The 24,807-nt window shown below is 70.9% G+C and carries 23 protein-coding genes and 1 riboswitch; of the genes, 11 read left to right on the top strand and 12 right to left on the bottom strand.

Annotated features, from left to right (window positions below):
• Nucleotides 1-66: 66 nt before the first annotated feature.
• The 3 genes from ACEPPI_RS13785 (at nucleotide 67) to def (ending at nucleotide 3,138) form a co-directional block, all read left to right on the top strand.
• Nucleotides 67-1,344: an HD-GYP domain-containing protein gene (locus ACEPPI_RS13785; RefSeq protein ID WP_373915519.1), complete on the top strand. Its 1,278-nt coding sequence runs from the start codon at nucleotides 67-69 to the stop codon at nucleotides 1,342-1,344.
• A 104-nt stretch (nucleotides 1,345-1,448) separates the two neighbouring features.
• A complete protein-coding gene (locus ACEPPI_RS13780) occupies nucleotides 1,449-2,444 on the top strand; it encodes a tetratricopeptide repeat protein (RefSeq protein ID WP_373915514.1) in 996 nt (331 codons plus the stop codon).
• Nucleotides 2,445-2,502: 58 nt separating this feature from the next.
• Nucleotides 2,503-3,138, top strand: a complete 636-nt coding sequence (def, locus tag ACEPPI_RS13775; protein ID WP_373915513.1) for a peptide deformylase — start codon at nucleotides 2,503-2,505, stop codon at nucleotides 3,136-3,138.
• 92 nt (nucleotides 3,139-3,230) lie between these two features.
• On the opposite strand, the gene ACEPPI_RS13770 is transcribed toward def, so the two are convergent.
• From ACEPPI_RS13770 to ACEPPI_RS13760, 3 genes are all read right to left on the bottom strand, one after another.
• A complete protein-coding gene (locus tag ACEPPI_RS13770; protein WP_373915512.1) occupies nucleotides 3,231-4,250 on the bottom strand; it encodes a ribonucleotide-diphosphate reductase subunit beta in 1,020 nt (339 codons plus the stop codon).
• A complete protein-coding gene (locus tag ACEPPI_RS13765; RefSeq protein WP_373915511.1) occupies nucleotides 4,250-6,637 on the bottom strand; it encodes a ribonucleoside-diphosphate reductase subunit alpha in 2,388 nt (795 codons plus the stop codon). Before ACEPPI_RS13765 ends, ACEPPI_RS13770 begins: the two co-directional genes overlap by 1 nt.
• Nucleotides 6,638-6,777: 140 nt before the next feature.
• Nucleotides 6,778-6,906, bottom strand: a riboswitch (cobalamin riboswitch).
• 62 nt (nucleotides 6,907-6,968) lie between these two features.
• The gene (locus tag ACEPPI_RS13760) at nucleotides 6,969-7,466 is read right to left on the bottom strand and encodes a GNAT family N-acetyltransferase (protein ID WP_373915510.1); all 498 of its coding nucleotides are present in this window, start codon (nucleotides 7,464-7,466) and stop codon (nucleotides 6,969-6,971) included.
• A 77-nt stretch (nucleotides 7,467-7,543) separates the two neighbouring features.
• On the opposite strand from ACEPPI_RS13760, the gene ACEPPI_RS13755 reads away from it, so the two are divergent.
• On the top strand, nucleotides 7,544-8,128 hold the full coding sequence (locus ACEPPI_RS13755; RefSeq protein WP_373915518.1) for a Uma2 family endonuclease: 585 nt from the start codon (nucleotides 7,544-7,546) through the stop codon (nucleotides 8,126-8,128).
• Nucleotides 8,129-8,181: 53 nt separating this feature from the next.
• Here ACEPPI_RS13755 and ACEPPI_RS13750 read toward each other — a convergent pair whose 3' ends face one another.
• The 3 genes from ACEPPI_RS13750 to ACEPPI_RS13740 form a co-directional block, all read right to left on the bottom strand.
• Nucleotides 8,182-8,379 carry a YbdD/YjiX family protein gene (locus ACEPPI_RS13750; protein ID WP_266842195.1) on the bottom strand — a complete coding sequence of 66 codons (198 nt, stop codon included), beginning with the start codon at nucleotides 8,377-8,379 and terminating at the stop codon, nucleotides 8,182-8,184.
• Complete coding sequence (locus ACEPPI_RS13745) at nucleotides 8,376-10,628, bottom strand: carbon starvation CstA family protein (protein WP_373915517.1); 2,253 nt, start codon at nucleotides 10,626-10,628, stop codon at nucleotides 8,376-8,378. Before ACEPPI_RS13745 ends, ACEPPI_RS13750 begins: the two co-directional genes overlap by 4 nt.
• A gap of 129 nt (nucleotides 10,629-10,757) precedes the next feature.
• A complete protein-coding gene (locus ACEPPI_RS13740; protein WP_030225792.1) occupies nucleotides 10,758-11,522 on the bottom strand; it encodes a GntR family transcriptional regulator in 765 nt (254 codons plus the stop codon).
• A gap of 293 nt (nucleotides 11,523-11,815) precedes the next feature.
• On the opposite strand from ACEPPI_RS13740, the gene ACEPPI_RS13735 reads away from it, so the two are divergent.
• The 4 genes from ACEPPI_RS13735 (at nucleotide 11,816) to ACEPPI_RS13720 (ending at nucleotide 16,656) form a co-directional block, all read left to right on the top strand.
• Nucleotides 11,816-13,102: an extracellular solute-binding protein gene (locus ACEPPI_RS13735; protein ID WP_356211448.1), complete on the top strand. Its 1,287-nt coding sequence runs from the start codon at nucleotides 11,816-11,818 to the stop codon at nucleotides 13,100-13,102.
• Nucleotides 13,103-13,240: 138 nt separating this feature from the next.
• The gene (locus ACEPPI_RS13730) at nucleotides 13,241-14,263 is read left to right on the top strand and encodes a carbohydrate ABC transporter permease (protein ID WP_373915509.1); all 1,023 of its coding nucleotides are present in this window, start codon (nucleotides 13,241-13,243) and stop codon (nucleotides 14,261-14,263) included.
• A 77-nt stretch (nucleotides 14,264-14,340) separates the two neighbouring features.
• Nucleotides 14,341-15,159: a carbohydrate ABC transporter permease gene (locus tag ACEPPI_RS13725; RefSeq protein ID WP_373915516.1), complete on the top strand. Its 819-nt coding sequence runs from the start codon at nucleotides 14,341-14,343 to the stop codon at nucleotides 15,157-15,159.
• A gap of 6 nt (nucleotides 15,160-15,165) precedes the next feature.
• On the top strand, nucleotides 15,166-16,656 hold the full coding sequence (locus tag ACEPPI_RS13720) for a glycoside hydrolase family 3 protein (RefSeq protein ID WP_373915508.1): 1,491 nt from the start codon (nucleotides 15,166-15,168) through the stop codon (nucleotides 16,654-16,656).
• Between the two features lie 123 nt (nucleotides 16,657-16,779).
• On the opposite strand, the gene nagB is transcribed toward ACEPPI_RS13720, so the two are convergent.
• Together nagB and ACEPPI_RS13710 are read right to left on the bottom strand one after the other, a co-directional pair.
• Nucleotides 16,780-17,565, bottom strand: coding sequence for a glucosamine-6-phosphate deaminase (gene nagB / locus ACEPPI_RS13715; protein WP_373915507.1), 786 nt, complete (start codon nucleotides 17,563-17,565; stop codon nucleotides 16,780-16,782).
• A gap of 142 nt (nucleotides 17,566-17,707) precedes the next feature.
• A complete protein-coding gene (locus tag ACEPPI_RS13710) occupies nucleotides 17,708-18,466 on the bottom strand; it encodes an SDR family oxidoreductase (RefSeq protein ID WP_373915506.1) in 759 nt (252 codons plus the stop codon).
• Between the two features lie 84 nt (nucleotides 18,467-18,550).
• On the opposite strand from ACEPPI_RS13710, the gene ACEPPI_RS13705 reads away from it, so the two are divergent.
• The gene (locus ACEPPI_RS13705; protein ID WP_373915505.1) at nucleotides 18,551-19,144 is read left to right on the top strand and encodes a TetR/AcrR family transcriptional regulator; all 594 of its coding nucleotides are present in this window, start codon (nucleotides 18,551-18,553) and stop codon (nucleotides 19,142-19,144) included.
• Between the two features lie 462 nt (nucleotides 19,145-19,606).
• A complete protein-coding gene (locus tag ACEPPI_RS13700; RefSeq protein WP_266844024.1) occupies nucleotides 19,607-21,076 on the top strand; it encodes a sensor histidine kinase in 1,470 nt (489 codons plus the stop codon).
• Between the two features lie 150 nt (nucleotides 21,077-21,226).
• Here ACEPPI_RS13700 and ACEPPI_RS13695 read toward each other — a convergent pair whose 3' ends face one another.
• Entirely contained in the window at nucleotides 21,227-21,484 is a 258-nt protein-coding gene (locus tag ACEPPI_RS13695) for a WhiB family transcriptional regulator (protein ID WP_004937597.1), read from the bottom strand.
• Nucleotides 21,485-21,804: 320 nt separating this feature from the next.
• Nucleotides 21,805-22,770, bottom strand: coding sequence for a diacylglycerol kinase family protein (locus tag ACEPPI_RS13690; RefSeq protein WP_373915504.1), 966 nt, complete (start codon nucleotides 22,768-22,770; stop codon nucleotides 21,805-21,807).
• 84 nt (nucleotides 22,771-22,854) lie between these two features.
• Here ACEPPI_RS13690 and ACEPPI_RS13685 point away from each other — a divergent pair, with 84 nt between their 5' ends.
• A complete protein-coding gene (locus tag ACEPPI_RS13685; protein ID WP_373915503.1) occupies nucleotides 22,855-23,316 on the top strand; it encodes a hypothetical protein in 462 nt (153 codons plus the stop codon).
• A gap of 52 nt (nucleotides 23,317-23,368) precedes the next feature.
• On the opposite strand, the gene ACEPPI_RS13680 is transcribed toward ACEPPI_RS13685, so the two are convergent.
• Together ACEPPI_RS13680 and ACEPPI_RS13675 are read right to left on the bottom strand one after the other, a co-directional pair.
• Nucleotides 23,369-24,352: an RNA polymerase sigma factor SigF gene (locus tag ACEPPI_RS13680; RefSeq protein WP_373915502.1), complete on the bottom strand. Its 984-nt coding sequence runs from the start codon at nucleotides 24,350-24,352 to the stop codon at nucleotides 23,369-23,371.
• Between the two features lie 17 nt (nucleotides 24,353-24,369).
• Complete coding sequence (locus tag ACEPPI_RS13675; protein ID WP_266842211.1) at nucleotides 24,370-24,783, bottom strand: anti-sigma regulatory factor; 414 nt, start codon at nucleotides 24,781-24,783, stop codon at nucleotides 24,370-24,372.
• Nucleotides 24,784-24,807 lie beyond the last annotated feature (24 nt).

Genomic DNA, 24,807 nt, shown 5'->3' with positions numbered 1-24,807 from the left:
CCGCCCGCGCGGCGAGGGCGAGCCGGCGCCCGGACCGGCGCCCGAGCGGCCCGCGCCGGGTGCCCGGTGAGGGCCCGGTCCGCGTGGGGCGTGCGGGCGGCCGCCGCCCTGCTCACCCTCGCGGGACTCGGCCACACCCTGTGGACCGGAGTCGCCGACCCCGGCGTGGCCCTCGCCTTCGGCATCCTGATCACCGTGGGGGAACTGGCCCGGCACGACCACCGCGACCCCGCCGGGCACGTCCCGGGCGAGGAGCGCCGGCCCGCGCCGCTCGGCTTCGCCGCGGCCCTCGCGTACGCCCTGCTCGGCCAGAACGCCGGGCACCCCACCCAGCACGGGGTCCTGCAGACCGTCGCCGTCGTCGTCGCGGCAGCCCTGGCCGGGGTGGTGCCGCACGTCGCCCGGGGCCGCGGGCCGGCCCTGGACCACGTGGCCCGCCGGGTCCTGACCGTGGCCTTCGCCGCCGCCTGCTTCCAGCCCCTCCACCACTCCGGGCGGCTGGGGCAGTGGCTCGGGCAGGGCCCGTACCTCGTCCTGTTCCTGGTGCTCCTGCTCGGCCTGACCGCCCTGTGCGACGCCGTCCTCGCCGCAGCGTCGGCCCGGTCCCGCACCGGATGGCCCTACGGGCCGCTGCTGCGCGACGAGCTGCGCGCCCGGCTCGGCATCGGCGCCGCGATCTGCGCCACCGGGGTCGTCATGCCCCTCGGCGTGGCCGTGGCGGGCCTGTGGGCGCTGCCCGTCTTCAGCGTGCCGCTGCTGCTGACCCAGATGTCCTTCCACCGGATCACCGCGATCCGCACCACCTACCGCCAGACCATCACCTCCCTGGCGCGGGCCACCGAGATCGCCGGCTACACCCCACCGGGGCACTCCCGCCGGGTCGCGGCCCTCAGCTGCGCCGTCGGCCGGGAGCTCGGGTTCTCCGAGCGGGAGCTCACGGTGCTGGAGTACGCCGCCCTGATGCACGACATCGGGCAGCTCTCGCTGGTCGACCCGGTGCCCTCCGGCGCCACCGCCGCCCTGCCCGCCGAAGAGGCCCGCCGGATCGCCGGGCTGGGCGGCGAGGTGGCCCGCCAGACCGGGGTGCCGCCCGAGGTCGCGGTGATCGTGGAGCGGCAGGCGGACCCGTACCGGGACCAGCCCGTCGCCGCCCGGATCGTGCGCGCGGTGAACGCGTACGACGACCTGGTGGGCGGGAACCGTCACCCGGGCGGCTCACTGGCGGCCCTGGAGCAGCTCCGGCTGGGCACCGGGCACGATTACCAGCCCGAGGTCGTGGAGTCCTTGGCGAGGGTTCTGGCCAGGGGCGGGCGGGGCGGAGTCGTCCCCGTCCCACCGGGGTAACCCATGGGTAATGAGCGGCCGTCCGAGCGGGCATGGTTGGATGCAGTAGGAGTGTCCGTGAGGGTGTCCGCAAGGCTGCACCGTTGGACCGGCAGGCGGGAATCGTGAGGATCTTCGGGAAGGTACGGCATCGGCCCTCCGCTTCGTGGCGGCAGGCCACCGACCGCGCGTTCACGCTGATCGGCGACGGTCGGTACGAGGACGCGGGCGCACTGCTGACCAGGGCGGCGGATCTGGAGCCCTGGCTGTCCGAGTCCTGGTTCAACCTGGCCCTGCTCCACAAGTTCCGGCACGACTGGGAGCAGGCGCGGGCCGCCGGGCTGCGCGCCGTGGCCCTGCTGGACCGCGAGAGCGGCGCCCCGGACTGGTGGAACGTGGGGATCGCCGCGACCGCCCTCCAGGACTGGCCGCTGGCCCGCCGGGCCTGGCAGGCGTACGGGCTGAGGGTGCCCGGCGACCCGCACAGCACCGCCGGGACGGGCGAGCCGGTCGGCATGGAGCTCGGCAGCGCCGCCGTACGGCTGTCGCCCGAGGGCGAGGCCGAGGTCGTGTGGGGCCGCAGGCTCGATCCGGCCCGGATGGAGGTCCTGTCCATTCCGCTTCCCTCCTCGGGACGGCGCTGGGGCGAGGTCGTCCTGCACGACGGCGTCCCGCACGGCGAGCGGATCACCGCGGCCGGCCCCTCGTACCCGGTCTTCGACGAGATCGAGCTGTGGGCCCCCTCCCCGGTGCCGACCTGGGTGGTGCTGCTGGAGGCGGCCACCGAGGCCGACCGTGACGCCCTGGAGCAGCTGGCCTCCGACGCCGGCTTCGCCGCCGAGGACTGGTCCTCGTCCGTCCGGCTGCTGTGCCGGACCTGCTCGGAGAGCGCGATGCCCAGCGGCGAGGGCGAGGGGGACCGCCTGGACCCCCACGACCACAGCGAACCGGGCCATCCGGGCCCGCTCGGCCACCGCACGGCCGGGTCCGGCTCCCTGTGGGTACCCGAGCGCGAATGCGGCATCGCGGCGCCCGCCGGTCTGGTGCGCGGACTGCTCGACGGATGGGTCGCGGACAGCCCGGACAGCCGCGAGTGGCGGGATCTCGAAGAAGTCTGCTGACCCCGGGCCGTAGGCTGTACGGGCACACCACGGACTTGAGGGAAGGCGTACGGCGGACATGGCGCAGCAGGAGAACCAGGTGACCCCGATCGACGACGAGGGCTACGTCGTGGACACCGAGGACTGTGAGGCGCGCGAGCTCGCCCACCGCGAGCGCGGTACCTCCCGTCCCATCACGGTGGTCGGCAACCCGGTGCTGCACCGGGAGTGCAAGGACGTCACCGAGTTCGGCGAGGAGCTCGCGCAGCTGATCGACGACATGTTCGCCAGCCAGAAGACCGCCGAGGGCGTGGGCCTGGCCGCGAACCAGATCGGCGTGGACGCCAAGGTCTTCGTCTACGACTGCCCGGACGACGACGGCAAGCGGCACACCGGTTACGTGGTCAACCCGAAGCTGGTGGAACTGCCGGCCGCCGGCCGCGTGCTGGACGACTCCAACGAGGGCTGCCTCTCGGTCCCGACCGCGTACGCGCCCCTGGCCCGCCCGGACTACGCCGAGGTGACCGGCCAGGACGCCCAGGGCAACCCGGTCAAGCTCCGCGGCACCGGCTACTTCGCGCGCTGCCTCCAGCACGAGACGGACCACCTGTACGGGTACCTGTACATCGACCGCCTCTCCAAGCGCGAGCGCAAGGACGCCCTGCGGCAGATGGAAGAGGGCACCCCCCGCTACCCGGTCGTCCCGAACGACTGATCCCGTACGGGACGCACCCACGACGAAGGCCCCGCCCCGGTATCCGGGGCGGGGCCTTCGTGCGGGGCCGTGCGGTGCGAAGGGCGCGGGGACTAGAAGTCCTCGTCCAGGTCGACCGTGCCCTCGACCGCGACCTGGTAGGCCGACGGGCGGCGCTCGAAGAAGTTCGTCAGCTCCTGGACGCCCTGGAGCTCCATGAACGAGAACGGGTTCTGCGAGCCGTACACCGCCGGGAAGCCGAGGCGGACCAGGCGCTGGTCCGCGACGCACTCCAGGTACTCGCGCATCGACTCGGTGTTCATGCCCGGCAGGCCGTCACCACACAGGTCGCGGCCGAACTGCAGCTCCGCCTCGACGGCCTCCTTCAGCATGTCGGTGACCTGCTGCTGGAGTTCGTCGTCGAAGAGCTCCGGCTCCTCCTTGCGGACGGTGTCGATGACCTCGAAAGCGAAGCTCATGTGGGCGCTCTCGTCGCGGAACACCCAGTTGGTGCCGGTGGCCAGGCCGTGCAGCAGGCCGCGCGAGCGGAACCAGTACACGTACGCGAAGGCGCCGTAGAAGAACAGGCCCTCGATGCACGCGGCGAAGCAGATGAGGTTCAGCAGGAAGCGACGGCGGTCGGCCTGCGTCTCCAGCCGGTCCAGCTTCTCGACCTCGTTGATCCACTTGAAGCAGAACTGCGCCTTCTCGCGGATCGACGGGATCTCCTCGACGGCGTCGAAGGCGGCCGCGCGGTCGTCCGGGTCGGGCAGGTAGGTGTCGAGCAGCGTCAGGTAGAACTGGACGTGCACGGCCTCCTCGAAGAGCTGGCGCGACAGGTACAGGCGCGCCTCCGGGGAGTTGATGTGCTTGTACAGGGTCAGGACGAGGTTGTTCGAGACGATCGAGTCGCCCGTCGCGAAGAACGCGACCAGACGGCCGATCATGTGCTGCTCGGCCGGCGTCAGCTTCGCGAGGTCGGCGACGTCCGAGTGCAGGTCGACTTCCTCGACCGTCCACGTGTTCTTGATCGCGTCCCGGTAGCGCTCGTAGAAGTCCGGGTAGCGCATGGGGCGCAGGGTCAGTTCGAAGCCCGGGTCGAGCAGGTTCTTCTTCTTGTCGGTGGTGCTCATTACTGGCAGGCCTCGCAGGACTCGGGGTTCTCAAGGGAGCAGGCCAGCGCCTCGGCGTCGACGGCCTGCGGGAGGGGGGTGGCGGTGGCCGGGACGGCGCTGCCGGAGGCGGCGCGGGCGATCTTCGTCGCCGGGCGGGACCGCAGGTAGTACGTGGTCTTCAGACCCTGCTTCCAGGCGTACGCGTACATCGAGCTGAGCTTGCCGATGGTGGGCGTCTCCAGGAACAGGTTCAGCGACTGCGACTGGTCCAGGAACGGGGTGCGGGCGGCCGCCATGTCGATCAGGCCGCGCTGCGGGATCTCCCACGCCGTGCGGTACAGCTCGCGCACCTCGGCCGGGATCCAGCCGAAGCCCTGCACGGAGCCGCTGGACTCGCGCAGCGCCTCACGGGTCTGCGCGTCCCACACGCCGAGCTGCTTGAGCTCCTCCACCAGGTAGCCGTTGACCTGGAGGAATTCGCCTGACAGGGTCTCGCGCTTGAAGAGGTTGGAGACCTGCGGCTCGATGCACTCGTAGACGCCCGCGATGGAGGCGATCGTCGCCGTCGGGGCGATGGCGAGCAGCAGGGAGTTGCGCATGCCGGTCTTCGCGATGCGGGCGCGCAGGGCGTTCCAGCGCTCCGGCCAGTTCAGCTCGACGTCGAAGTGGTCGGGGTGCAGCACGCCGCGGGCGGTGCGGGTCTGCTCCCAGGCCGGGAGGGGGCCGCTGCGCTCGGCGAGGTCGCAGGAGGCCTCGTAGGCGGCCAGCATGATGCGCTCGGAGAGCTTGGTGGACAGGGCCTTCGCCTCGGGGGAGTCGAAGGGCATCTTCAGCTTGAAGAAGACGTCCTGCAGGCCCATCGCGCCCAGGCCCACCGGCCGCCAGCGGGAGTTGGAGCGGCCCGCCTGCTCGGTCGGGTAGAAGTTGATGTCCACCACGCGGTCGAGGAAGGTCACGGCCGTGCGGACGGTCTCGTCCAGGCGCTCCCAGTCGATGTCCCCGTCCACCACGAAGGCGCCCATGTTGACCGAGCCGAGGTTGCAGACGGCCGTCTCGCCGTCGTTGGTGACCTCGATGATCTCGGTGCAGAGGTTGGAGGAGTGGACGACGGTGCCCGGCTCGGCGGTCTGGTTCGCCGTGCGGTTGGAAGCGTCCTTGAAGGTCATCCAGCCCTGGCCGGTCTGCGCGAGGGTGCGCATCATCCGGCCGTACAGGTCGCGGGCGGGCATGGTCTTGCGGGCCAGGCCCGACGCCTCGGCCTTGCGGTAGGCGGCGTCGAACTCGTCGCCCCAAAGGTCCACCAGTTCGGGGACGTCGGCCGGGGAGAACAGCGACCAGTCGGCGTCGGCGTTGACGCGGCGCATGAACTCGTCCGGCACCCAGTGGGCCAGGTTCAGGTTGTGGGTGCGGCGCTGGTCCTCACCGGTGTTGTCGCGGAGCTCCAGGAACTCCTCGATGTCCGCGTGCCAGGTCTCCAGGTAGACGGCGGCGGCGCCCTTGCGGCGGCCGCCCTGGTTCACGGCGGCGACGGAGGCGTCGAGGGTCTTCAGGAACGGCACGATGCCGTTGGAGTGGCCGTTGGTGCCGCGGATCAGGGAGCCGCGGGCCCGGATGCGGGAGTACGACAGGCCGATGCCGCCGGCGTGCTTGGAGAGGCGGGCGACCTGGTGGTAGCGGTCGTAGATCGAGTCCAGCTCGTCCAGCGGGGAGTCCAGCAGGTAGCAGGAGGACATCTGCGGGTGGCGGGTGCCGGAGTTGAAGAGCGTGGGGGAGGACGGCAGGTAGTCCAGGCGGCTCATCAGCCGGTAGAGGGAGGCGACTTCCTCGACGGCCTGGACGGTGTCGTTCTCGGCGAGGCCGCAGGCCACGCGCAGCATGAAGTACTGCGGGGTCTCGATCACCTGACGGGTGATCGGGTGGCGCAGCAGGTAGCGGCTGTGCAGGGTGCGCAGGCCGAAGAAGCCGAAGCGGTCGTCCGCGCCCTCGGCGAGCGCGTGCTCGACCAGGGAGTTCAGACGGGCCGCGTGGAGGGCGACGAACTCGGCGGTGCGGTCCGCGATCAGGCCCTCGCGGTGGCCGACGGCGACGGACTCGGCGAAGGAGCCCGAGCCCTGGCCCGCGGCCTCGTCGGCGACGGCCAGCGTCAGCAGGCGGGCGGCGAGGCGGGAGTACGCCGGGTCCTCGGAGATCAGGCCCGCGGAGGCCTCGGTGGCCAGCCCCCGCAGCTCGGCCTCGTCCGCGACGGCGCTGCGCCCGCGCAGGGCGGCGGCGGCGACCCGGCCCGGGTCGGTGTCGGGGAGGTCGACGGTCAGCTCGGTGAGAGTACGCAGCAGCGCGGCCCCCGGGCCTTCGGTGGTGTCGCCAGAAGTGGACTCGGCGCGCGGTGCAGAAGGCGCGATGGTCACGGCGGGAGCTCTCCCTCGCTCGGCCCGGTCATCGGCGGGGGCGCGGGCGGGCGCATGCGGGCGCACGGGAAGGCGCGACGTGCCGCACGGCGTCCACCGGCCCAACCGCGAGGCCCGGACGTGTCTCTACCCGGTTCGGTCGATCCGGGCGCGCTGCCGGCAGGTCCTCGGACTTGCGGAATGCACCAATGGGTGCACGTCATACCGTTGCGGGACAGTTCCGGATTCACACCGGATTCCCCTGCGGCGACAGCGAGGATGAGCATACATGTGGGGGCGCCCCGATGCGTGACCCCCCACATGTTGTGTCGGCACCTTGCTGAGCGTGGTGTTACAGCTCCAGCCGGTACGTGAGCAGGGTCAGCGCGGGGATCGGCGCCCAGTCCCGCTCCGGAGTGCGTACGAATCCCAGGCGGGCGTAGATCCGCTGGGCGCCGAGCATGGCGGGCTGGGTGGACAGCACCAGCGCCGACACCCCGTCCAGGGCCCGCGCCCGGTCGACGCAGGCCCGCACCAGCGCCTCCCCGACCCCCGCCCCGCGCGCCTCGGCGGCCACGGCCAGCATCCGGAACTCGGCCTCGCCGGGGCCCGCGATGTCGGCGAGGGGGCTCCCGGGTGCGGCGAACGTCACTCCTCCGAGCACCTCGTGGTCCCGCGCGGCGACGATCACCTCCCCGTGTCCGGCCCGGCCGGCGACGTCCCGCAGGACGTTCAGGTAGTGGTCGTCCTCGTTCGGGTCGAGCAGACCGTCCCCGGTGTAGGCCCGGCCGGTGATCTCCCCGAGCCGCTCGTACTCGACGGGCAGCGCCGCCCTGATCTCGATGTCCATGCCGTCGAGTGTGCGCCACGCGTGACGGTGCCCGGCGCTATCGTCGAACCGGCACCGTCGAGGAAGGCGAGCGAGGCCTGACCGTGATGACCGACCGGCCCCACATGACGCCCGAAGTGTTCGAACACCTCGCCCGGATGGCAGCCCGTGAGGAAGAGGGGCTGCGACTGGAATTCATCGGTGGGGTGCTGAGGAGCAGGGCGATGACGGACGGGGACCACGGGCGGATCATCCAGTGGTTGACGCGGATCTGCATCCAGCACCACCCGGGGCTCCGGCTGCACCCGGGGCAGGGAATCAAGGCGGAGCGGTACCGGCAGGGCCGTGCCATTCCGGACGGCGTACTGGCGCACGAGGACGCGTTCGTCGGGCAGGGTGACTGGGTGGACCCGGGCCCGATCCTGATGGCCGTCGAGGTGACCTCGTGGAACTCCGGCACCGAGCGGCGAGACCGGATCGAGAAGCCGCGCGCCTACGCGGAGACCGGCATCTCCGTCTACCTGCTCGTCGATCGGCTCAAATGCCGGCTTCTCGTCCACAGTGACCCGGACGGCGCCCGCTACGAGACCGTACGTACGGTGCCGTTCGGCAGGGAAGTCCGGCTCCCGGACCCCGTAGGCATCACCCTGGACACCGAGCCCCTCAAGGACTGGGTGCGCTGACCCGCGGTGCGTGAAGGGCTCCGCCGGTAACCGGCGGAGCCCTTCACGCGTGGTCAGCAGCAGCGGAAGCCCTCGCGGGGGTCCGCCTCGCGGGCGTCGGTGCGGGCCCGCTCGAAGGCGCGCCGGGTCATGACCTCGGCGTCCGGGTCGTGGGAGCGGGCGTGGGCGACGTACCGGTCGTACGCGGCCTCCCCGGAGAACTCCCGGACGTAGAACCGCGCCTTGGCCAGCGCCGCGCGGACCCCGCTCATGCCACGGGCTCCTTGACCCGGCCGCCGCCCGAGTCGAGGCCGGCCGCCGCGAGCTCGGCCTTCTCCTCGGCGGAGGCCAGCAGGCCGGCCGGGGCGACGATCTTCGATTCGGTCCACGGCACCTCGGAGAGCCGTACGGAGTCCGGGTCGGCGACGGCCTTGAGGCAGGTCCGGGCCGCGTCGGCCAGCACGATCAGGATCAGGACGGCGAACAGCACCGACAGGACGCCGTCGACCGTGGCGTTGGTGACCACGGTGTGCATGTCGTCCATGCTCTTGGCGGGCGGCAGCACCTTCCCCGCGTCGATGCCGGTCTGGTACTTGTCGCGCTGGGCGAAGAAGCCGACCTTCACGTCATCGGAGAAGATCTTCTGGTAGCTCGCGGTGAGGGTGACGGCCACGTCCCAGGCGAGCGGAACCCCGGTGACCCAGGCCCACTTGAGCCGCCCCGACTTCACCAGCAGCGTGGTGCACACGGCCAGGGCCACCGCGGCGAGCAGCTGGTTCGCGATCCCGAACAGCGGGAAGAGCTGGTTGATGCCGCCCAGCGGGTCCTTCACGCCGACCCACAGGAAATAGCCCCAGCCGCCGACCACGATCGCGCTGGCCAGCCAGACGCCCGGCTTCCAGCTGACGTCCTTGAAGGACTTGTGCACGTTGCCGAGGGTGTCCTGGAGCATGAACCGCCCGACGCGGGTCCCCGCGTCGACCGTGGTCAGGATGAAGAGGGCCTCGAACATGATGGCGAAGTGGTACCAGAACGCCTTCATGCCGGATCCGCCGATGACGGAGGAGAAGATCTCCGACATCCCGAGTGCGAAGGTCGGCGCGCCACCCGTACGGGACAGCAGGCTCGCCTCCTCCACGTCCTTCGCGGCCTGCGCGAGGGCGTCCGGGGTGATGGCGAAGCCGAAGTGGGTGACGGCCTCGGAGGCGGTCTGGACGGTGGTGCCGATGACCCCGGCGGGGGAGTTGACCGCGAAGAACAGGCCGGGCTCGATGATGCACGCGGCGATCACGGCCATGATCGCGACGAAGGACTCGGTGAGCATCGCGCCGTAGCCGATGACCCGGACCTGGGTCTCCTTCTGGATCATCTTCGGGGTGGTGCCGGAGGCGACCAGCGAGTGGAAGCCGGACAGCGCCCCGCAGGCGATGGTGATGAAGACGAAGGGGAACATCGAGCCGGCGAAGACGGGGCCGTCGCCGCGCGTGGCGAAGTCGGTGACCGCGGGCATCTTCAGCGTCGGGACCGCGACGACCACGCCGACCGCCATCAGCGCGATCGTGCCCACCTTCATGAAGGTGGACAGGTAGTCGCGCGGTGCGAGCAGCAGCCACACCGGCAGCACCGAGGCGATGAAGCCGTAGACGATCATCCAGATGACCAGGGTCTCCTTCTCCAGGGTGAAGAACTCCGCCCAGGAGGACTCGGCGACCCAGCCGCCCGCGACGATGGCGAGGAGCAGCAGCGCCACACCGATGACGGAGACCTCGGTGACCCGGCCCGGCCGCAGGACGCGCAGGTAGACGCCCATGAAGAGGGCGATCGGGATGGTCATGCCGATGGAGAAGACGCCCCACGGTGAATGCGCCAGGGCGTTGACGATGACGAGCGCGAGCACGGCCAGCAGGATGATCATGATGGCGAACACGGCGAGGAGGGCGGCGGCTCCGCCGACCGGGCCGATCTCGTCCCGGGCCATCTGGCCGAGCGAACGGCCGTCGCGCCGCGTGGAGAAGAACAGCGTCACCATGTCCTGCACGCCGCCGGCGAAGATGACGCCCGCGACGATCCAGATCGTGCCGGGCAGGTAGCCCATCTGTGCGGCGAGCACCGGGCCGACCAGCGGGCCCGCGCCGGCGACGGCGGCGAAGTGGTGGCCGAAGAGCACGCGCCGGTCGGTGGGGTGGAAGTCGACACCGTTGTCGAGGCGTTCGGCCGGAGTGGCCCGGGTCCTGTCCACCTTCAGCACGCGATGCGCGATGAACCGCGCGTAGAAGCGGTAGGCGATGGCGTACGAGCCCAGTGCGGCGGCGAGCAGCCAGGCGGCCGAGATCTCCTCGCCCCGGGAGAGCGCCAGCACGCCCCAGCCGACGGCCCCTACGAGGGCCACGCCCAGCCATGTCGCCAGGGACCGGGGGGAGAGCCTTCCCGTCGGTGAGGGCGAGCCCGGCCCGTCGCCGGGGCTCGCCGCGCCTCTCGGGTCCGGAGCCCGATCTGTCCGTGTTGCTTCCGGTTCCGCCATGATCCTCGTCCCCTCGTTGATCATCTGCCGAGCGCAGGGAATCTACGGGGACCCGACCGGTGGACGTAAGTCCCCGTCCGTATAGCGGTACGAGGTTCCACCGGAGGCCGAACCGGAGTCAACCGTCTTCTACAAGGCGGGGCGCTGAAGGCGGGCCACGAACTTGTAACGGTCGCCGCGGTACACCGATCGCACCCATTCGACCGGTTCGCCGTCGGCGTCCAGCGAATGGCGGGAGAGCATCAGCATCGGCAGGCCGACGTCGGTGCCGAGCAGTCCGGCCTCGCGCGGGGTGGCCAGCGAGGTCTCGATGGTCTCCTCGGCCTCCGCAAGCCGTACGTCGTACACCTCGGCGAGCGCGGTGTAGAGGGAGGTGTACTTGGCCAGCGAACGGCGCAGCGCGGGGAAGCGCTTGGCCGAAAGGTGCGTGGTCTCGATGGCCATCGGCTCGCCGCTCGCCAGGCGCAGCCGCTCGATGCGCAGGACCCGGCCGCCGGTGGCGATCTTGAGGAGTCCGGCGAGGGTGTCGTCCGCGGTCACGTAGCCGATGTCCAGGAGCTGGGAGGTCGGCTCCAGGCCCTGCGCCCGCATGTCCTCCGTGTACGAGGAGAGTTGGAGGGGCTGCGAGACCTTCGGCTTCGCCACGAAGGTGCCCTTGCCCTGGATGCGCTCCAGCCGGCCCTCGACCACGAGCTCCTGCAGGGCCTGCCTGACGGTGGTCCGGGAGGTGTCGAACTCGGCCGCGAGCGTGCGCTCGGGCGGCACGGGCGTGCCGGGCGGCAGCGTCTCGGTCATGTCGAGCAAGTGCCGCTTGAGTCGGTAGTACTTGGGCACACGCGCCGTGCGAGTGGCCGCCCCGCCTTCCGGCTCCGTGGTCGCCCCTTCGGTGGCCATCGCCGCCCGCCTTCCCGACTCCAGTTTCGCTGCCGTCACCGGCTCCTCCGATATGTGCGGTCACATGGTGACACGGGTGGGAGGACAGGCCTCCTCCCTCCCCCAGGTGTCGGTCCGATAACGGACCGAGCACCCGCTCATTAGACCCTTGACACCCCTAAAGGTCTAGGCCAAGCTCCGGTTACTGGTCTACACCAATATGGATCGGATCCCGGCCCCACGGGCAGTACTTGGTACGTACGTCACCGCGGCGGGCGAGGGAAGTTGCAGGCAGCATCCCTGAGGAGGGTGGCGTGAAGCGCAAGCTCATTGCGGCGGTCGGTGTCGTGGGCATGATGGTCGGTGTCGCGGCGTGCGGCAACGGTGGCGACGACAAGCCGAAGGCCGACGCGTCGGGTGGCGCCAAGGAGATCACCGTCTGGGTGATGGACGGCTCCGCACCGAAGGCCTGGCTCGAAGAGGTCAACAAGCAGTTCTCGGCCAAGCACCCCGGCGTGACGGTGAAGGTCGAAGAGCAGAAGTGGACCGGCATCCAGGAGAAGGTCACCACCGCCCTCTCCGAGAACACCCCGCCGGACGTCCTTGAGCTCGGCAACACCCAGACCGTCGGCTACGCGGTCACCGGCGGCCTCGCCGACCTGTCCGGCGACAAGTCCAAGCTCGGCGCCGACGCCTGGTCGAAGGGCATGCTGTCCTCCGCCGAGGTCGACGGCAAGCTCTACGCCGCTCCCTGGTACGCCGCCAACCGCGTCGTCATCTACGACAAGAAGGCCTACGAGAAGGCCGGCATCACCGCCCCCAAGACCCGTGACGAGTGGGTCGCCGGTCTGGAGAAGCTGAAGGCCTCCGACCCGGCCGCGCAGCCGATCTACCTGCCCGGCCAGAGCTGGTACATCCTCGCCGGCTTCGTCTGGGACGAGGGCGGCGACCTCGCCGTCAAGGACGGCGGCAAGTGGAAGGGCCAGCTGAGCACCCCGCAGGCCGCCTCCGCGATGGACTTCTACAAGAAGCTCCAGTCCTACTCCACCGCCCCCAAGGACAAGGACGAGGCCACCCCGCAGCAGTCCACCGACATCGTCCCCAAGGGCGGCGTCTCGTCCTGGATCGGTCTCGGCTGGGAGGCCCAGGGCGCGCTGAAGGCCCTGAAGGACGCCGGCAAGGAAGGCGACTTCGGCTACTTCCCGATCCCGGGCAAGACCGCCGACAAGCCGGGCTCCGTCTTCCTCGGCGGCTCGAACCTCGCCGTGGCCGAGCGCTCCAAGAACAAGGAGCTCGCCAAGGAGTGGCTCGCCCTCGCCGCCGGCAAGGAGCAGATGACCAAGTACGCCGCCGCCACCGAGGGCGCCCTGCTCCCGAACCAGGCCGCCGCCAACTTCGCCGCCGCCCCCGGCTCCTTCGCGGAGTCCATGGCCAAGGCCGCCCTCTCCGGCAAGATCACCCCGGTCACGGCCGGCTGGGCGAACGTCGAGACCGAGCCGAACCCCATCAAGGAGTTCATGACCAAGGTCCTGAAGGGTGAGGACGCCGCCAAGGCGGGCGCGGACGCGGACAAGGAAATCGCGAACCGCATCAACAAGTAGTACCGCCCCGCAGTACCCGCCGTACCCGCAGCACCCAGCAGTGTGATCGCACCGGGGGGTGCGGCAGGCGCCCCGCAGCGCCTGCCGCGCCCCCGGTCGCGCATTTGACTCCACAGTCAACCGCGAGGAAGCCCAGACATGACCGTGCACTCCCAGGGAGCGGCGACCAGCGCTCCACAGGACGCACCACCGAAGTCCGCCGGCCTGCCGCCGAAGGCGCCCGCCGCCCCGGCCGGCCCCAGTCAACCGTCTCCTCGCGGGGGCAGAAGGCAGCTCCCCACGGGGTGGCTGCCGTACCTGCTGATCGCACCGGCGGTGCTCAGTCTCGCGGTTCTGCTCGTCTACCCGCTGATCAAGAACGTGATCCTGTCCTTCCAGGACATCAACAAGATCGAGTTCATCCAGCGCAAGTACCCCTCCGCGGGCTTCGACAACTACACCCAGCTGCTCGGCGACTCGAACTTCTGGACCGTCGTCCTGCGCAGCTTCGGCTTCACCCTCGCCAACGTCATCCTGATCATGGCGATCGGCAGCCTCATCGGCCTCCTGCTGAACAAGCTCGGCAAGAAGATGCGCCTGGTCCTGTCGATGGCCCTGGTGATGGCCTGGGCCATGCCGATCGTCGCCTCCGTCCAGGTCTTCTACTGGCTGTTCGACGAGCAGTTCGGCGTGATGAACTGGGTGATGCGCACCGCCGGCTTCTCCGGCTACGAGCAGCACAACTGGTTCGAGACCGGCCTGTCCACCCTGACGATCGTCACCGTCCTCGTGGTCTGGGGCTCCATCCCCTTCGTCGCCCTCAACATGTACGCCGCGCTGACCACCGTCGGCGCCGAACTGTACGAGGCCGCCCGCATGGACGGCGCCAACGGCTGGCAGACCTTCTGGAAGGTCGTCTTCCCGCAGCTCAAGCCCTTCTTCCTGATCACCACCTTCCTTGAGGTGATCTGGGTCTTCAAGGCCTTCACCCAGGTCTACGCGATGAACAAGGGCGGCCCCGACCGCGCGTCCGAGATCCTCCCGGTCTTCGCCTTCGTCGAGGGCCAGAGCCAGTCCCACTACGGTCTCGCCGCCGCGATCTCCGTCCTGACGATCCTGATCCTGATCGTCATCATGTCCTTCTACTTCCGCCTGATCCTGAAGCAGGAGGAGGAGCAGTGAGCACCACCACCGCCCCGAAGCCGGCCCAGACCACCCCGTCCGCACAGCCCGCCCAGCGGCTGCGCACCCGCGGGCCGCTGCGCCCCGGGACCGTCGCCAAGAACCTCGGCGCCCTGCTGCTGGCCCTGCTCTTCCTCTTCCCGGTCTACTGGATGTTCTCCTCGGCGCTGAAGCCGTCGAGCGAGATCCTCACCAAGGACCCGGTGTTCGTCTTCACCCCGACGACGGAGAACTTCGAGAAGGCCACCGGGGTCGACAACTTCTGGACGTACGTGACGAACAGTCTCGTCGTCACCGTCAGCGCGGTCCTGCTGGCCCTGCTCGTCGCCCTCGCCGCGAGCTTCGCGATCGCCCGCATGAAGTTCCGCGGCCGCAAGGGCATGGTCCTGGCCGTGATGATGGCGCAGATGGCCCCCTGGGAGGTCATGGTCATCGCGATGTACATGATCCTGCGTGACGCCGAGATGCTGAACAGCCTCCCGATGCTCACCGCGATCTACTTCGTGATGGTCCTCCCCTTCACCATCTGGACCCTGCGCGGCTTCATCGCCGCCGTCCCGGTGAGCCTGGAGGAAGCCGCCCAGATCGACGGCTGCACCCGCGGCCAGGCCTTCCGCAAGGTGATCTTCCCGCTGCTGGCGCCCGGTCTGATGTCCACCTCGCTCTTCGGCTTCATCACCGCCTGGAACGAGTTCGCGATGGTCCTGATCCTGAACAAGGACAAGACCGCGCAGACCCTGCCGCTGTGGCTGACCCAGTTCAAAACCGCCTTCGGCAACGACTGGGGCGCCACCATGGCCGCGTCCTCGCTGTTCGCCGTCCCGGTCCTGCTGATCTTCATCTTCCTCCAGCGCAAGGCCGTCGGCGGCATGACCGCCGGCGCCGTGAAGGGATAACGGCCCATGACTGTCCTTGCGCACCGAACGGACACCCTCACCCGCGACGCCCTCGCCGTCCTCCAGCCCGGCTTCGAGGGCACCACCGCCCCCGCCTGGGTGCTGCGCCGGGTCGGCGAAGGCCTCACCGCCGTGGGCCTCTTCGGCCGCAACATCGCCTCCGCGGAGCAGCTCGCCGCCCTGACCGCGCAACTGCGCGCCGAACGGGACGACGTCCTCGTCGCCATCGACGAGGAGGGCGGGGACGTCACCCGCCTGGAGGTCCGGGGCGGCTCGTCCTTCCCCGGCAACCTCGCGCTCGGCGCCGTCGACGACACCGCCCTGACCCGCGAGGTCGCCCGGGAACTGGGGCGCCGCCTCGCCGAGTGCGGGGTCAACCTCAACTGGGCGCCGTCCGCTGACGTCAACTCCAACCCCGACAACCCGGTCATCGGCGTCCGCTCCTTCGGCGCCGACACCGCTCTGGTGGCCCGGCACACCGCCGCCTACGTCGAGGGCCTCCAGGACGCCGGGGTCGCCGCCTGCACCAAGCACTTCCCGGGCCACGGCGACACCAATGTCGACTCCCACCACGCCATGCCCCGCATCGACGTGGACCTGGACACCCTCCAGGTCCGCGAACTGGTCCCGTTCAAGGCGGCCATCGAGGCCGGTACCAGGGCCGTGATGAGCGCGCACATCCTGGTGCCCGCCCTCGACCCGACCCGCCCGGCCACGCTCAGCCCGCAGATCCTGACCGGTCTGCTGCGCAAGGAGCTCGGCTACGAGGGCCTCATCGTCACCGACGGCATGGAGATGAACGCCATCGCCGGGACGTACGGCATCGAGCGCGGCTCGGTGCTGGCCATCGCCGCCGGCGCCGACGCGATCTGCGTCGGCGGGGGACTGGCCGACGAGGCGACCGTCCTGAGCCTGCGGGACGCCCTCGTGGCCGCCGTACGCGAGGGCACGCTGCCGGAGGAGCGGCTCGCCGACGCCGCCGCCCGGGTGCGTGCCCTCGCCGAATGGACCCGCCGGGCCCGGCCGGACGCGCGACCGGAGGGGAGCCGCGCGTCCGGCATCGGCCTGACGGCGGCCCGCCGCGCGGTGGCCGTCTCGGGCACCCCGGCCACCGTGTCCGCCCCCTACGTGGCCACGCTCGCGCCCGTCGCGAACATCGCGGTCGGCGACGAGACCCCGTGGGGGGTGGCCGCGGAGCTGGCCGAGCTGGTCCCGGGCACCGGGTCGGGCGTCTACCCCGAGGGCAGCGCCGCCGGGGACGTACTGGCCGCCGCGGGGTCCCGTACGGTCGTCGCCGTGGTGCGCGACGCGCACCGGCACCCCTGGATGACCGAGGTGCTGGACGCCCTGGTCGCGGCCCGGCCGGACACGGTGGTCGTGGAGATGGGCGTCCCGCTCGCCGAGCCGCGCGGGGCCCTGTACGTCGCCACGCACGGAGCCTCCCGCGTCTGCGGGCGGGCCGCCGCCGAGGTCATCGCGGGCACGCGGCGGGACTGACACCGCCGGACGCGGCGCCGGGCACCCGTCACGGGGGTGTCCGGCGCCGCCGCGCGTCCGGGCACGCGCGAAGGGCCGGGCCCCCGAGGAGGGGGCCCGGCCCTTCGCGTGGCGCCGGTGCTCCTACAGGCCCTGCCAGGAGGGCTTGTCGGCGAAGGTGTGGCGGAAGTAGTCGGCCAGCTTCAGCTTCGAGGCGGCCGCCTCGTCCACGACGACGGTGGCGTGCCGGTGCAGCTGCAGCGCGGAGGCCGGTACCAGCGCGGACAGCGGGCCCTCGACGGTCTGCGCGACGGCCTCGGCCTTGCCCTCGCCGGTGGCCAGCAGGACCAGGTGGCGGGCGTCGAGGATGGTGCCGATGCCCTGGGTGATGACGTGGTGGGGCACCTGGTCTATGTCGTCCTCGAAGAAGCGCGCGTTGTCCACGCGGGTCTGCTCCGTCAGCGTCTTGATCCGGGTGCGGGAGGCCAGGGAGGAGCACGGCTCGTTGAAGCCGATGTGGCCGTCCGTGCCGATGCCCAGCAGCTGGAGGTCCACCCCGCCGGCGTCCGCGAGGGCCTGGTCGTAGGCCGCGCAGGCGGCCTGGACGTCGGCGGCGGAGCCGTCGGGACCCATGAAGGACCCCTCGGTCAGCCCGAGCGGCTCCACGACCTCGCGGAGCACGACGGCGCGGTAGGACTCCGGGTGCCCGGCCGGCAGGCCGACGTACTCGTCGAGCTGACAGATCCGGGCCCCGGAGACGTCGACCTCGCCGGCCCTGACCTTGGCGGCGAGGGCTTCGTAGACGGGCAGCGGGGTAGAGCCGGTCGCCACGCCGAGCAGGGCGTCGGGCTTGCGGCGGACCAGGGCGGCCATGGCCTCCGCGATGAGCTCGCCGCCTGCCTTGGCGTCCGGGACGATGACAACTTCCACGCGGGGCCTGCCGATCTGAGAGGAGTGCGGACACTTGTGGTATAGACCAATCTAGCAGAGCGTGCCCGCCGATGGGCAGGCTCGTGCCCCTTCCATCGTGTTCCCGATCCCCACCCTCCGCCCGGCCGCGCGCCGGGGCGCCCTACAGCGCCAGCTGCAGACCGCCCGTGGCGTCCAGGTGCTGGCCCGTGACCCAGCGGGAGTCCGGCGAGGCCAGGAAGGCCACCACGTCGGCGACCTCCTGCGGGGTGCCCACCCGGCCGAAGACCGACCGCGAGGAGGCGTGCGCGCGGGCCTGCGGATCGGCGAGCCAGGCGGCGTTGAGGTCGGTCTCGGTGATGCCCGGGCCCACCGAGTTCACGGTGATCCCGCGCGGGGCGAGCGCGGCGGCCAGGGACACGGTCAGCGCGTTCACCGCGCCCTTGGCCATGATCGTGGCGAGGATCGCCGGCAGCGCGATGGCGGGGGTGCCGGTCACGTTGACGATCCGACCCCCGTCGGTCAGCCGCTCCAGCCCGTGCTTGATCACGAAGAAGGGCGCCTGGGCGTTGAGCGCCTGGATCCGCTGGAAGGTCTCCTCGTCCGTCTCCTCGATGCCGGCGAAGGTCGCCGCCCCGGCGTTGTTCACCAGGACGTCCACCCGCTCCGTGGCCCGCGGATGGGCCCCGTACGCCGCCCAGAGCGCCTGCGCGTCCCCCGCCACCCCGAGCTCCGCCCCGATGGCGAAGGCGCGGCCCCCGGCCGCCGCGATCGCCGCGACGGTCTCCTTCGCGGCCGCCTCGTCGTGTCCGTAGTGGACCGCGACCAGGGCGCCGTCGCGGGCGAGGCGCTCGGCCACCGCCCGTCCGATCCCCCTGCTGCCGCCCGTGACCAGTGCCGTCTTCCCCTTGAGCACGCCCATGACGCGCCCCCCTTCAGCATTCGCTAGTGGTCGCTACAGAAAGGACCGTACCAGATGTCTAACGGCCGCTATAGAATGTGGCGCATGGTGACCGGACAACGCGGCAGGCCCCGCTCCTTCGACCGGGACGCCGCCCTCGACAAGGCCATGCTCGCCTTCTGGGAGAACGGCTACGAGGCGACGTCCATCGCCGATCTGACCAGGACCCTGGGCATCGGCGCGCCCAGCCTCTACGCCGCCTTCGGCGACAAGCGCAAGCTCTTCGACGAGGTCGTGGTGGTCTACGGCGGCCGGTACGCGGACTTCGCGGGCGTCGCCCTCGCCGAGGAGCCCACCGCCCGCGCCGCCATCGGCCGGATCCTGCGCGAGGCCGCCGAGATCTACACCGACCCGGCCCACCCACCGGGCTGCATGGTGATCAGCGCCGCGGTCAACACCACCTCGCAGGAGGTGGCCGACGCCCTGCGCGAGCGGCGCAACGCCAACCTGGAGCTGTTCGAGAGCCGCATCCGGGCCGACATCGCCACCGGCGAGCTGCCCGCCGGCACGGACGCACGGGCGCTGGCCCGCTACGCGGGGGCCGTGCTCCAGGGGATGTCGCAGCAGTCGCGCGACGGGGCGGGCCGGGAAGAGCTGGAAGCCGTGGCGGAGCTGGCGCTGGGCGCCTGGCCGGCGTAGGGGACCCGCGTGGATTTCCGCGGCCTATCGGCGGGGGAATTCCCGGGCGGCGAATTCGATCGTGCCGCACCCCTTCGACGCGCTCACTTTCCGTCGCGCCGGCTTTCCGCAGCGTTGCCTTCCTCTGGGCCACGGTGCAGGACGGGACCCTCAGCCCGCCCGGCACCGTAGCCCGGAGTACTTACGGCCGACCGGGTGTGCGGTTCCCGACGGCCGGTGGGAGGTGCCTGCGCGGTCAGGGCAGAGCGCGCGGTTACCTCGATCCGTCCTCCTGTGCGGGGAGGGCGGAAACTTGGCACAATTGTGGACTAGACCAATCTCTTCTGTCCATCCAATGGCGGGGTCTGCAATCCCGTCACTTCATCCAACAGTACGCGGAGTGGGCCCCTCCTGGGTACTCCTGAGTATTCGCCGTGTGGAAAGTCATCCCCGTACCCGGGGTACGCTCGCCACGTGCCCTCCATGAACGACCTCGTACGCCAGCACACCGCTCTCAGTGAAACCGACCTGGAGTGGCTCCACCTGCTGGTCTCGGAGTGGCAGCTGCTCTCCGACCTCTCCTTCGCCGACCTCGTGCTCTGGGTGCCCACCCTCGACGGCTCCCGCTACGTATCGGTCGCGCAGATGCGCCCGAACACCGGCCCCACCTCGTACCAGGACGACATGGTCGGCCACCTGGTGCCGCGCGGCCGCCGCCCGCTGCTCGACGCCGCCCTCGACGAGGGCCGCATCGTGCGCGAGGGCGACCCCGAGTGGCGCGAGGAGGTGCCGGTCCGCGTCGAGTCGATCCCCGTCCGCCGCGAGGGCCGGGTCCTCGGCGTGATCGCGCGGAACACCAATCTGCTCACTGTGCGTACACCCAGCCGGCTGGAGCTCACCTACCTCCAGTCCGCCTCCGACCTCGCGCAGATGATCGCCGCGGGTTCCTTCCCCTTCCCCGGCCAGCAGGTCGACATGGACGCCTCCCCGCGCGCCGGGGACGGCCTGATGCGGCTCGACGCCGAGGGCGTGGTGACCTATGCGTCCCCCAACGCGCTCTCCGCCTACCACCGCCTGGGCCTCGCCTCCGACCTGGTCGGCCAGCACCTGGGCACCACCACCGCCGAACTCGCCCCCACCCGGGGCCCGGTGGACGAGGCCATCGTCAAACTGGCCAGCGGCTGGGCTCCCCGGGAGACCGAAGTCGAGGGCAACGGCGGGGTCATCCAGCTGCGCGCCATCCCGCTCAAGCCCAAGGGGACCCGGATCGGCTCCCTCGTGCTCTGCCGCGACGTCACCGAACTGCGCCGTCGCGAACGCGAACTGATCACCAAGGACGCCACCATCCGGGAGATCCACCACCGGGTGAAGAACAACCTCCAGACCGTGGCCGCGCTCTTGCGCCTCCAGGCTCGCCGGATGGATTCGGAGAACGGCCGCGAGGCGCTGAACGAGGCGGTGCGCCGCGTCGGTTCGATCGCGATCGTGCACGAGACCCTGTCTCAGAACCTCGACGAGCGCGTCGAGTTCGACGAGATCGCCGACCGCGTGATCGCGATGGTCGCCGAGATCTCGCCCGGAAAGGTGCGCTGCCGACGCATCGGCCGCTTCGGGATCCTGGACGCGGAGGTCGCCACTCCGCTGTCGATGGTGCTGACCGAGATCCTCCAGAACGCCCTGGAGCACGCCTTCACCCAGGGGGAGGGCGGCACGGTCGAGGTGTCCGCGACCCGCTCCGGAACCGGCCGCGCCGACGCCCGGCTGCTGATCACGGTGCTCGACGACGGGTGCGGCCTGCCCGAGGGCTTCGACCCGCAGCGGGCCGGCAACCTCGGGCTGCAGATCGTACGGACCCTCGTGGAGGGGGAGCTCGGCGGCACCTTCGACATGCTCCGGGCCGAGCCGCGCGGCACCAAGGTCGTCCTCGACGTGCCGGCGAGCCCGCAGAAGTAGCCCGCCGCGGGACCCGCGATCCCGTCACGCAACGTGACCGGAACAGCACTGAGCCCCGGACCGAATGGTTCCCGGTCCGGGGCTCAAGAGCACGTTGCTGAGCGCTTGTCTGGTACTACGCGCTGCGCGTCGAGGCTCGAAAAGTCGATGTCAGGCGGTGGCGTTACGCGCCCGGTTGCGAGCGGCGCGGCGCTTCATGGCGCGGCGCTCGTCCTCGCTGAGGCCACCCCAGACGCCGGAGTCCTGACCGGACTCGAGCGCCCACTGCAGGCACTGCTCCATGACGGGGCAACGGCGGCAGACGGCCTTGGCTTCCTCGATCTGCAGCAGCGCAGGACCGGTGTTGCCGATGGGGAAGAAGAGCTCGGGGTCTTCCTCGCGGCAAACGGCGTTGTGACGCCAGTCCATGGCTGCTCCATCTCCTTGTATTGCGGGCAGGTTGCTTGTGAATGTGAACGCTTTCACGAATCCCCCCGTGAGGGAAGGGCCGACCCCCAGGTGACTGGTGGGGTCCGAAGATTCGTGGAGGGGTTCTGGCGTTCTGTGTGGGTGCCGGGTTTTGCGGGCTGTCCCGATCGCCATGTAGAGATTCGCAAACCTCGGACGGGGATACAACCCCTTCCGGAAAGTTTTTTTGGATTCGTCGGTGTCTACTAGGTCACAGCCCTAGTTCCTGGGGGTGGACCGGCGTGTAAACGTTCGAGTGGAAGGACTTTTGGCCCTTCCACTCACACAATCACACGCAGTGCACGGCGTACGCCTGTGAACCGAACGCTGGTGCGCAGTCCGAGGTGGTCCCCGTCCATCTGGAACGGGAGGGGAACCTTCGAATGCAAGGTGAAGTCGGTCAGATCGTGCAGAGACACCGCGTGCTTGCCGTGCGGACCGCGCTCAGGAGTCGAGGTCAGGAGCTGCGTGGCGTACCTGGCGACGGCCGGAGTTGACAAACGGTCGAGGGCCAATACGTCAAGCGCAGTATCGAACGACGCCTCCGGAGAGGCGTAAAGCGGACGATTGCCCAGATATGTCCAGGGCGAGGTGTTGCAGACTATCGACAGCACCAGATCCGTCACGGGATCCGCGCCGGGCTGCTCCAGCGTGATCGTCCCGCGCCGGCGGTTCGGCTCTTCCCAGAACTGGCGCATGAGCTGTCGCACGTACAGGGCGTGCGTCGAACGCTTGCCGCGTTCGCGCTGCTGTTCGACCCGCCCCACCACGCCCGCGTCGAAGCCGAAGCCCGCACAGAACGTGAACCAGCGGGCCGGGACCGACTCGTCCTCCGTCCCCGGGGTGCCGGCGGCCAGCCCCAGCCCCACCGTCCGCTCGCGCCGCTCCCGCAGCGCGTCCAGCAGGGCTCCGGTCGCCTCCACCGCATCGTTGGGCAGCCCGAGCGCGCGGGCGAAGACGTTCGTCGAACCGCCGGGGACCACCGCCAGCCGCGGCAGCCGCTCGGGATCGGGGCCCTCGTGCAGCAGTCCGTTGACGACCTCGTTCACGGTGCCGTCGCCGCCCAGCGCCACCACGAGGTCCACCCCCTCGTGCGCGGCCTTGCGGCCCAGGTCGCGGGCGTGCCCCCGGTACTCGGTGGTCACCGCCTCCAGCTTCATCTCGCTGGCGAGCGCATGGGTCAGGACGTCGCGCGTGCGCGCACTGGTGGTCGTCGCTGCTGGGTTGGCCACGAGAAGTGCACGCATGAGCGCCAGACTACCCACCCCGTCATATGCGACCTCTATCGACCGTACCGTCGGCGCTCCGCGGGCCGCGGCTACCCTGCTGGGGTGAGCAAAGAGCCGACCCCCCACACCCCCGCCGCCCCCGTCGCCGCCGACGGAGCGGAGCCCGCGACCCTGCCCGGCCGGCTGACCGGCGCCGCGGCGCTCACCGCGCTGGAGGGTCTGGCCCTGGCCGGACTCGGCCTCTACATGCTGTTCGTCGGCATCGCGGGCCACCCCGATTCCCCGCAGCAGGCCGAGACCGGGGGGATCACCCTGCTCGGGCTCGCCGCCCTGCCGCTGATCGCGGCGCGCGGGCTGCGCCTGGGCCGCCGCTGGAGTCGCGGCCCGGCGCTGATCACCCAGCTGATGGCGATGCCGGTGGCCTGGACCCTGTGGAACACCGGCGGCGCGATGCGGATCGCCGCCGTCGCCCTGGCCCTGGCCGCGGTGGCCGTCGTGGTCCTCCTCGTGAACCCGACGGCGACCCGGGCGCTCGGAATCGGACCCGGAGACCAGGCCCGATAGTCCGTCCCGCGCACCGCTCCCCGGCTACTCCTCGACGGCTACTCCTCGACGGCTACTCCTCGACCAGGAGCTTCTCGCGGAGCTGGGCCAGGGTGCGGGCCAGCAGCCGGGAGACGTGCATCTGGGAGATGCCGACCTCCTGCGCGATCTGCGACTGGGTCATGTTGCCGAAGAACCGCAGCAGCAGGATCCGCTTCTCCCGCGGCGGAAGCCCCTCCAGCAGCGGCTTGAGGGACTCGCGGTACTCGACGCCCTCCAGTGCCTCGTCCTCCGACCCCAGCGTGTCCGCGACCGCCGGCGACTCGTCGTCGGTGTCCGGCACGTCCAGGGAGAGCGTGCTGTAGGCATTGGCCGATTCCAGCCCCTCCAGCACCTCCTCCTCGGAGATCCCCAGCCGCTCCGCCAGTTCGTGCACCGTGGGGGAGCGGCCGTGCTGCTGGGACAGTTCCGCCGTGGCCGTGGTCAGCGAGAGCCGCAGCTCCTGCAGGCGCCGGGGCACCCGTACCGCCCAGCCCTTGTCACGGAAGTGCCGCTTGATCTCGCCGACCACGGTGGGCGTGGCGTACGTCGAGAACTCGACGCCCCGGTCCGGGTCGAACCGGTCCACCGACTTGATCAGGCCGATGGTGGCGACCTGGGTCAGGTCGTCCAGCGGCTCGCCGCGGTTGCGGAACCGCCGCGCCAGGTGCTCCACCAGCGGCAGGTGCATCCGCACCAGCCGGTTGCGCAGCTCCGCCCGCTCCGGTGACCCCTCGGGCAGCTCGCGCAGCTCGAAGAACAGGGCCCGCGCACCGCTGCGGTCCCGCGGATCCGGCAGCGCGGGGGACGCGCCCGGGGCCGTGGTGGCAGCCGCCGGTGGCCGTGATGGTTGTGGTTCCTCGTTCTGGTTCTCGCTCATAGGGCCCGCCCGTCGCTCCGCCGAGTCCAAAAAGCCGTCTTCCGCATCCGCGTCAGCCGGGTGCGGCCGGGCGTGCTGCTGTTCGGGGATGCCCCCGTCGACCTCGTGCCGTACCCGGGGCCGATCCCCGCCCCGCACCGGGATCTCCCCGCCGCTCACACCGGGCCTGGCCCCGCGCCGCGCTGTTTGTAGAGGCTGATGCTCACTGTCCGGTTCTCCTCGACCGTGGCCTCGACCTTGCCGGCCAGCGCCGACAGGACCGTCCACGCGAACGTGTCGCGCTCGGGTGCGCGCCCGTCGGTGGTCGGCGCCGAGACGGTCACTTCCAGCGAATCGTCGATCAGCCGGAAGACGCAGCTGAGGACGGAGCCGGGCACGGCCTGCTGGAGCAGGATCGCGCAGGCCTCGTCCACGGCGATGCGGAGGTCCTCGATCTCGTCGAGGGTGAAGTCCAAACGTGCCGCGAGACCGGCCGTGGCCGTTCGCAGCACCGACAGGTAGGCACCCGCAGCCGGCAGCCGGACTTCCACGAAGTCCTGGGTCCCGGGCTCGCCTGCGATCTGGGACACCCTCACCTCCAAGGTGGTACGAGC

The sequence above is a fragment of the Streptomyces sp. AB3(2024) genome (assembly GCF_041862025.1).
GTDB lineage: Bacteria > Actinomycetota > Actinomycetes > Streptomycetales > Streptomycetaceae > Streptomyces.
The sequence above is the reverse complement of the archived record's forward strand: the minus strand, read 5'-3'. Positions and strand labels throughout refer to the sequence as shown.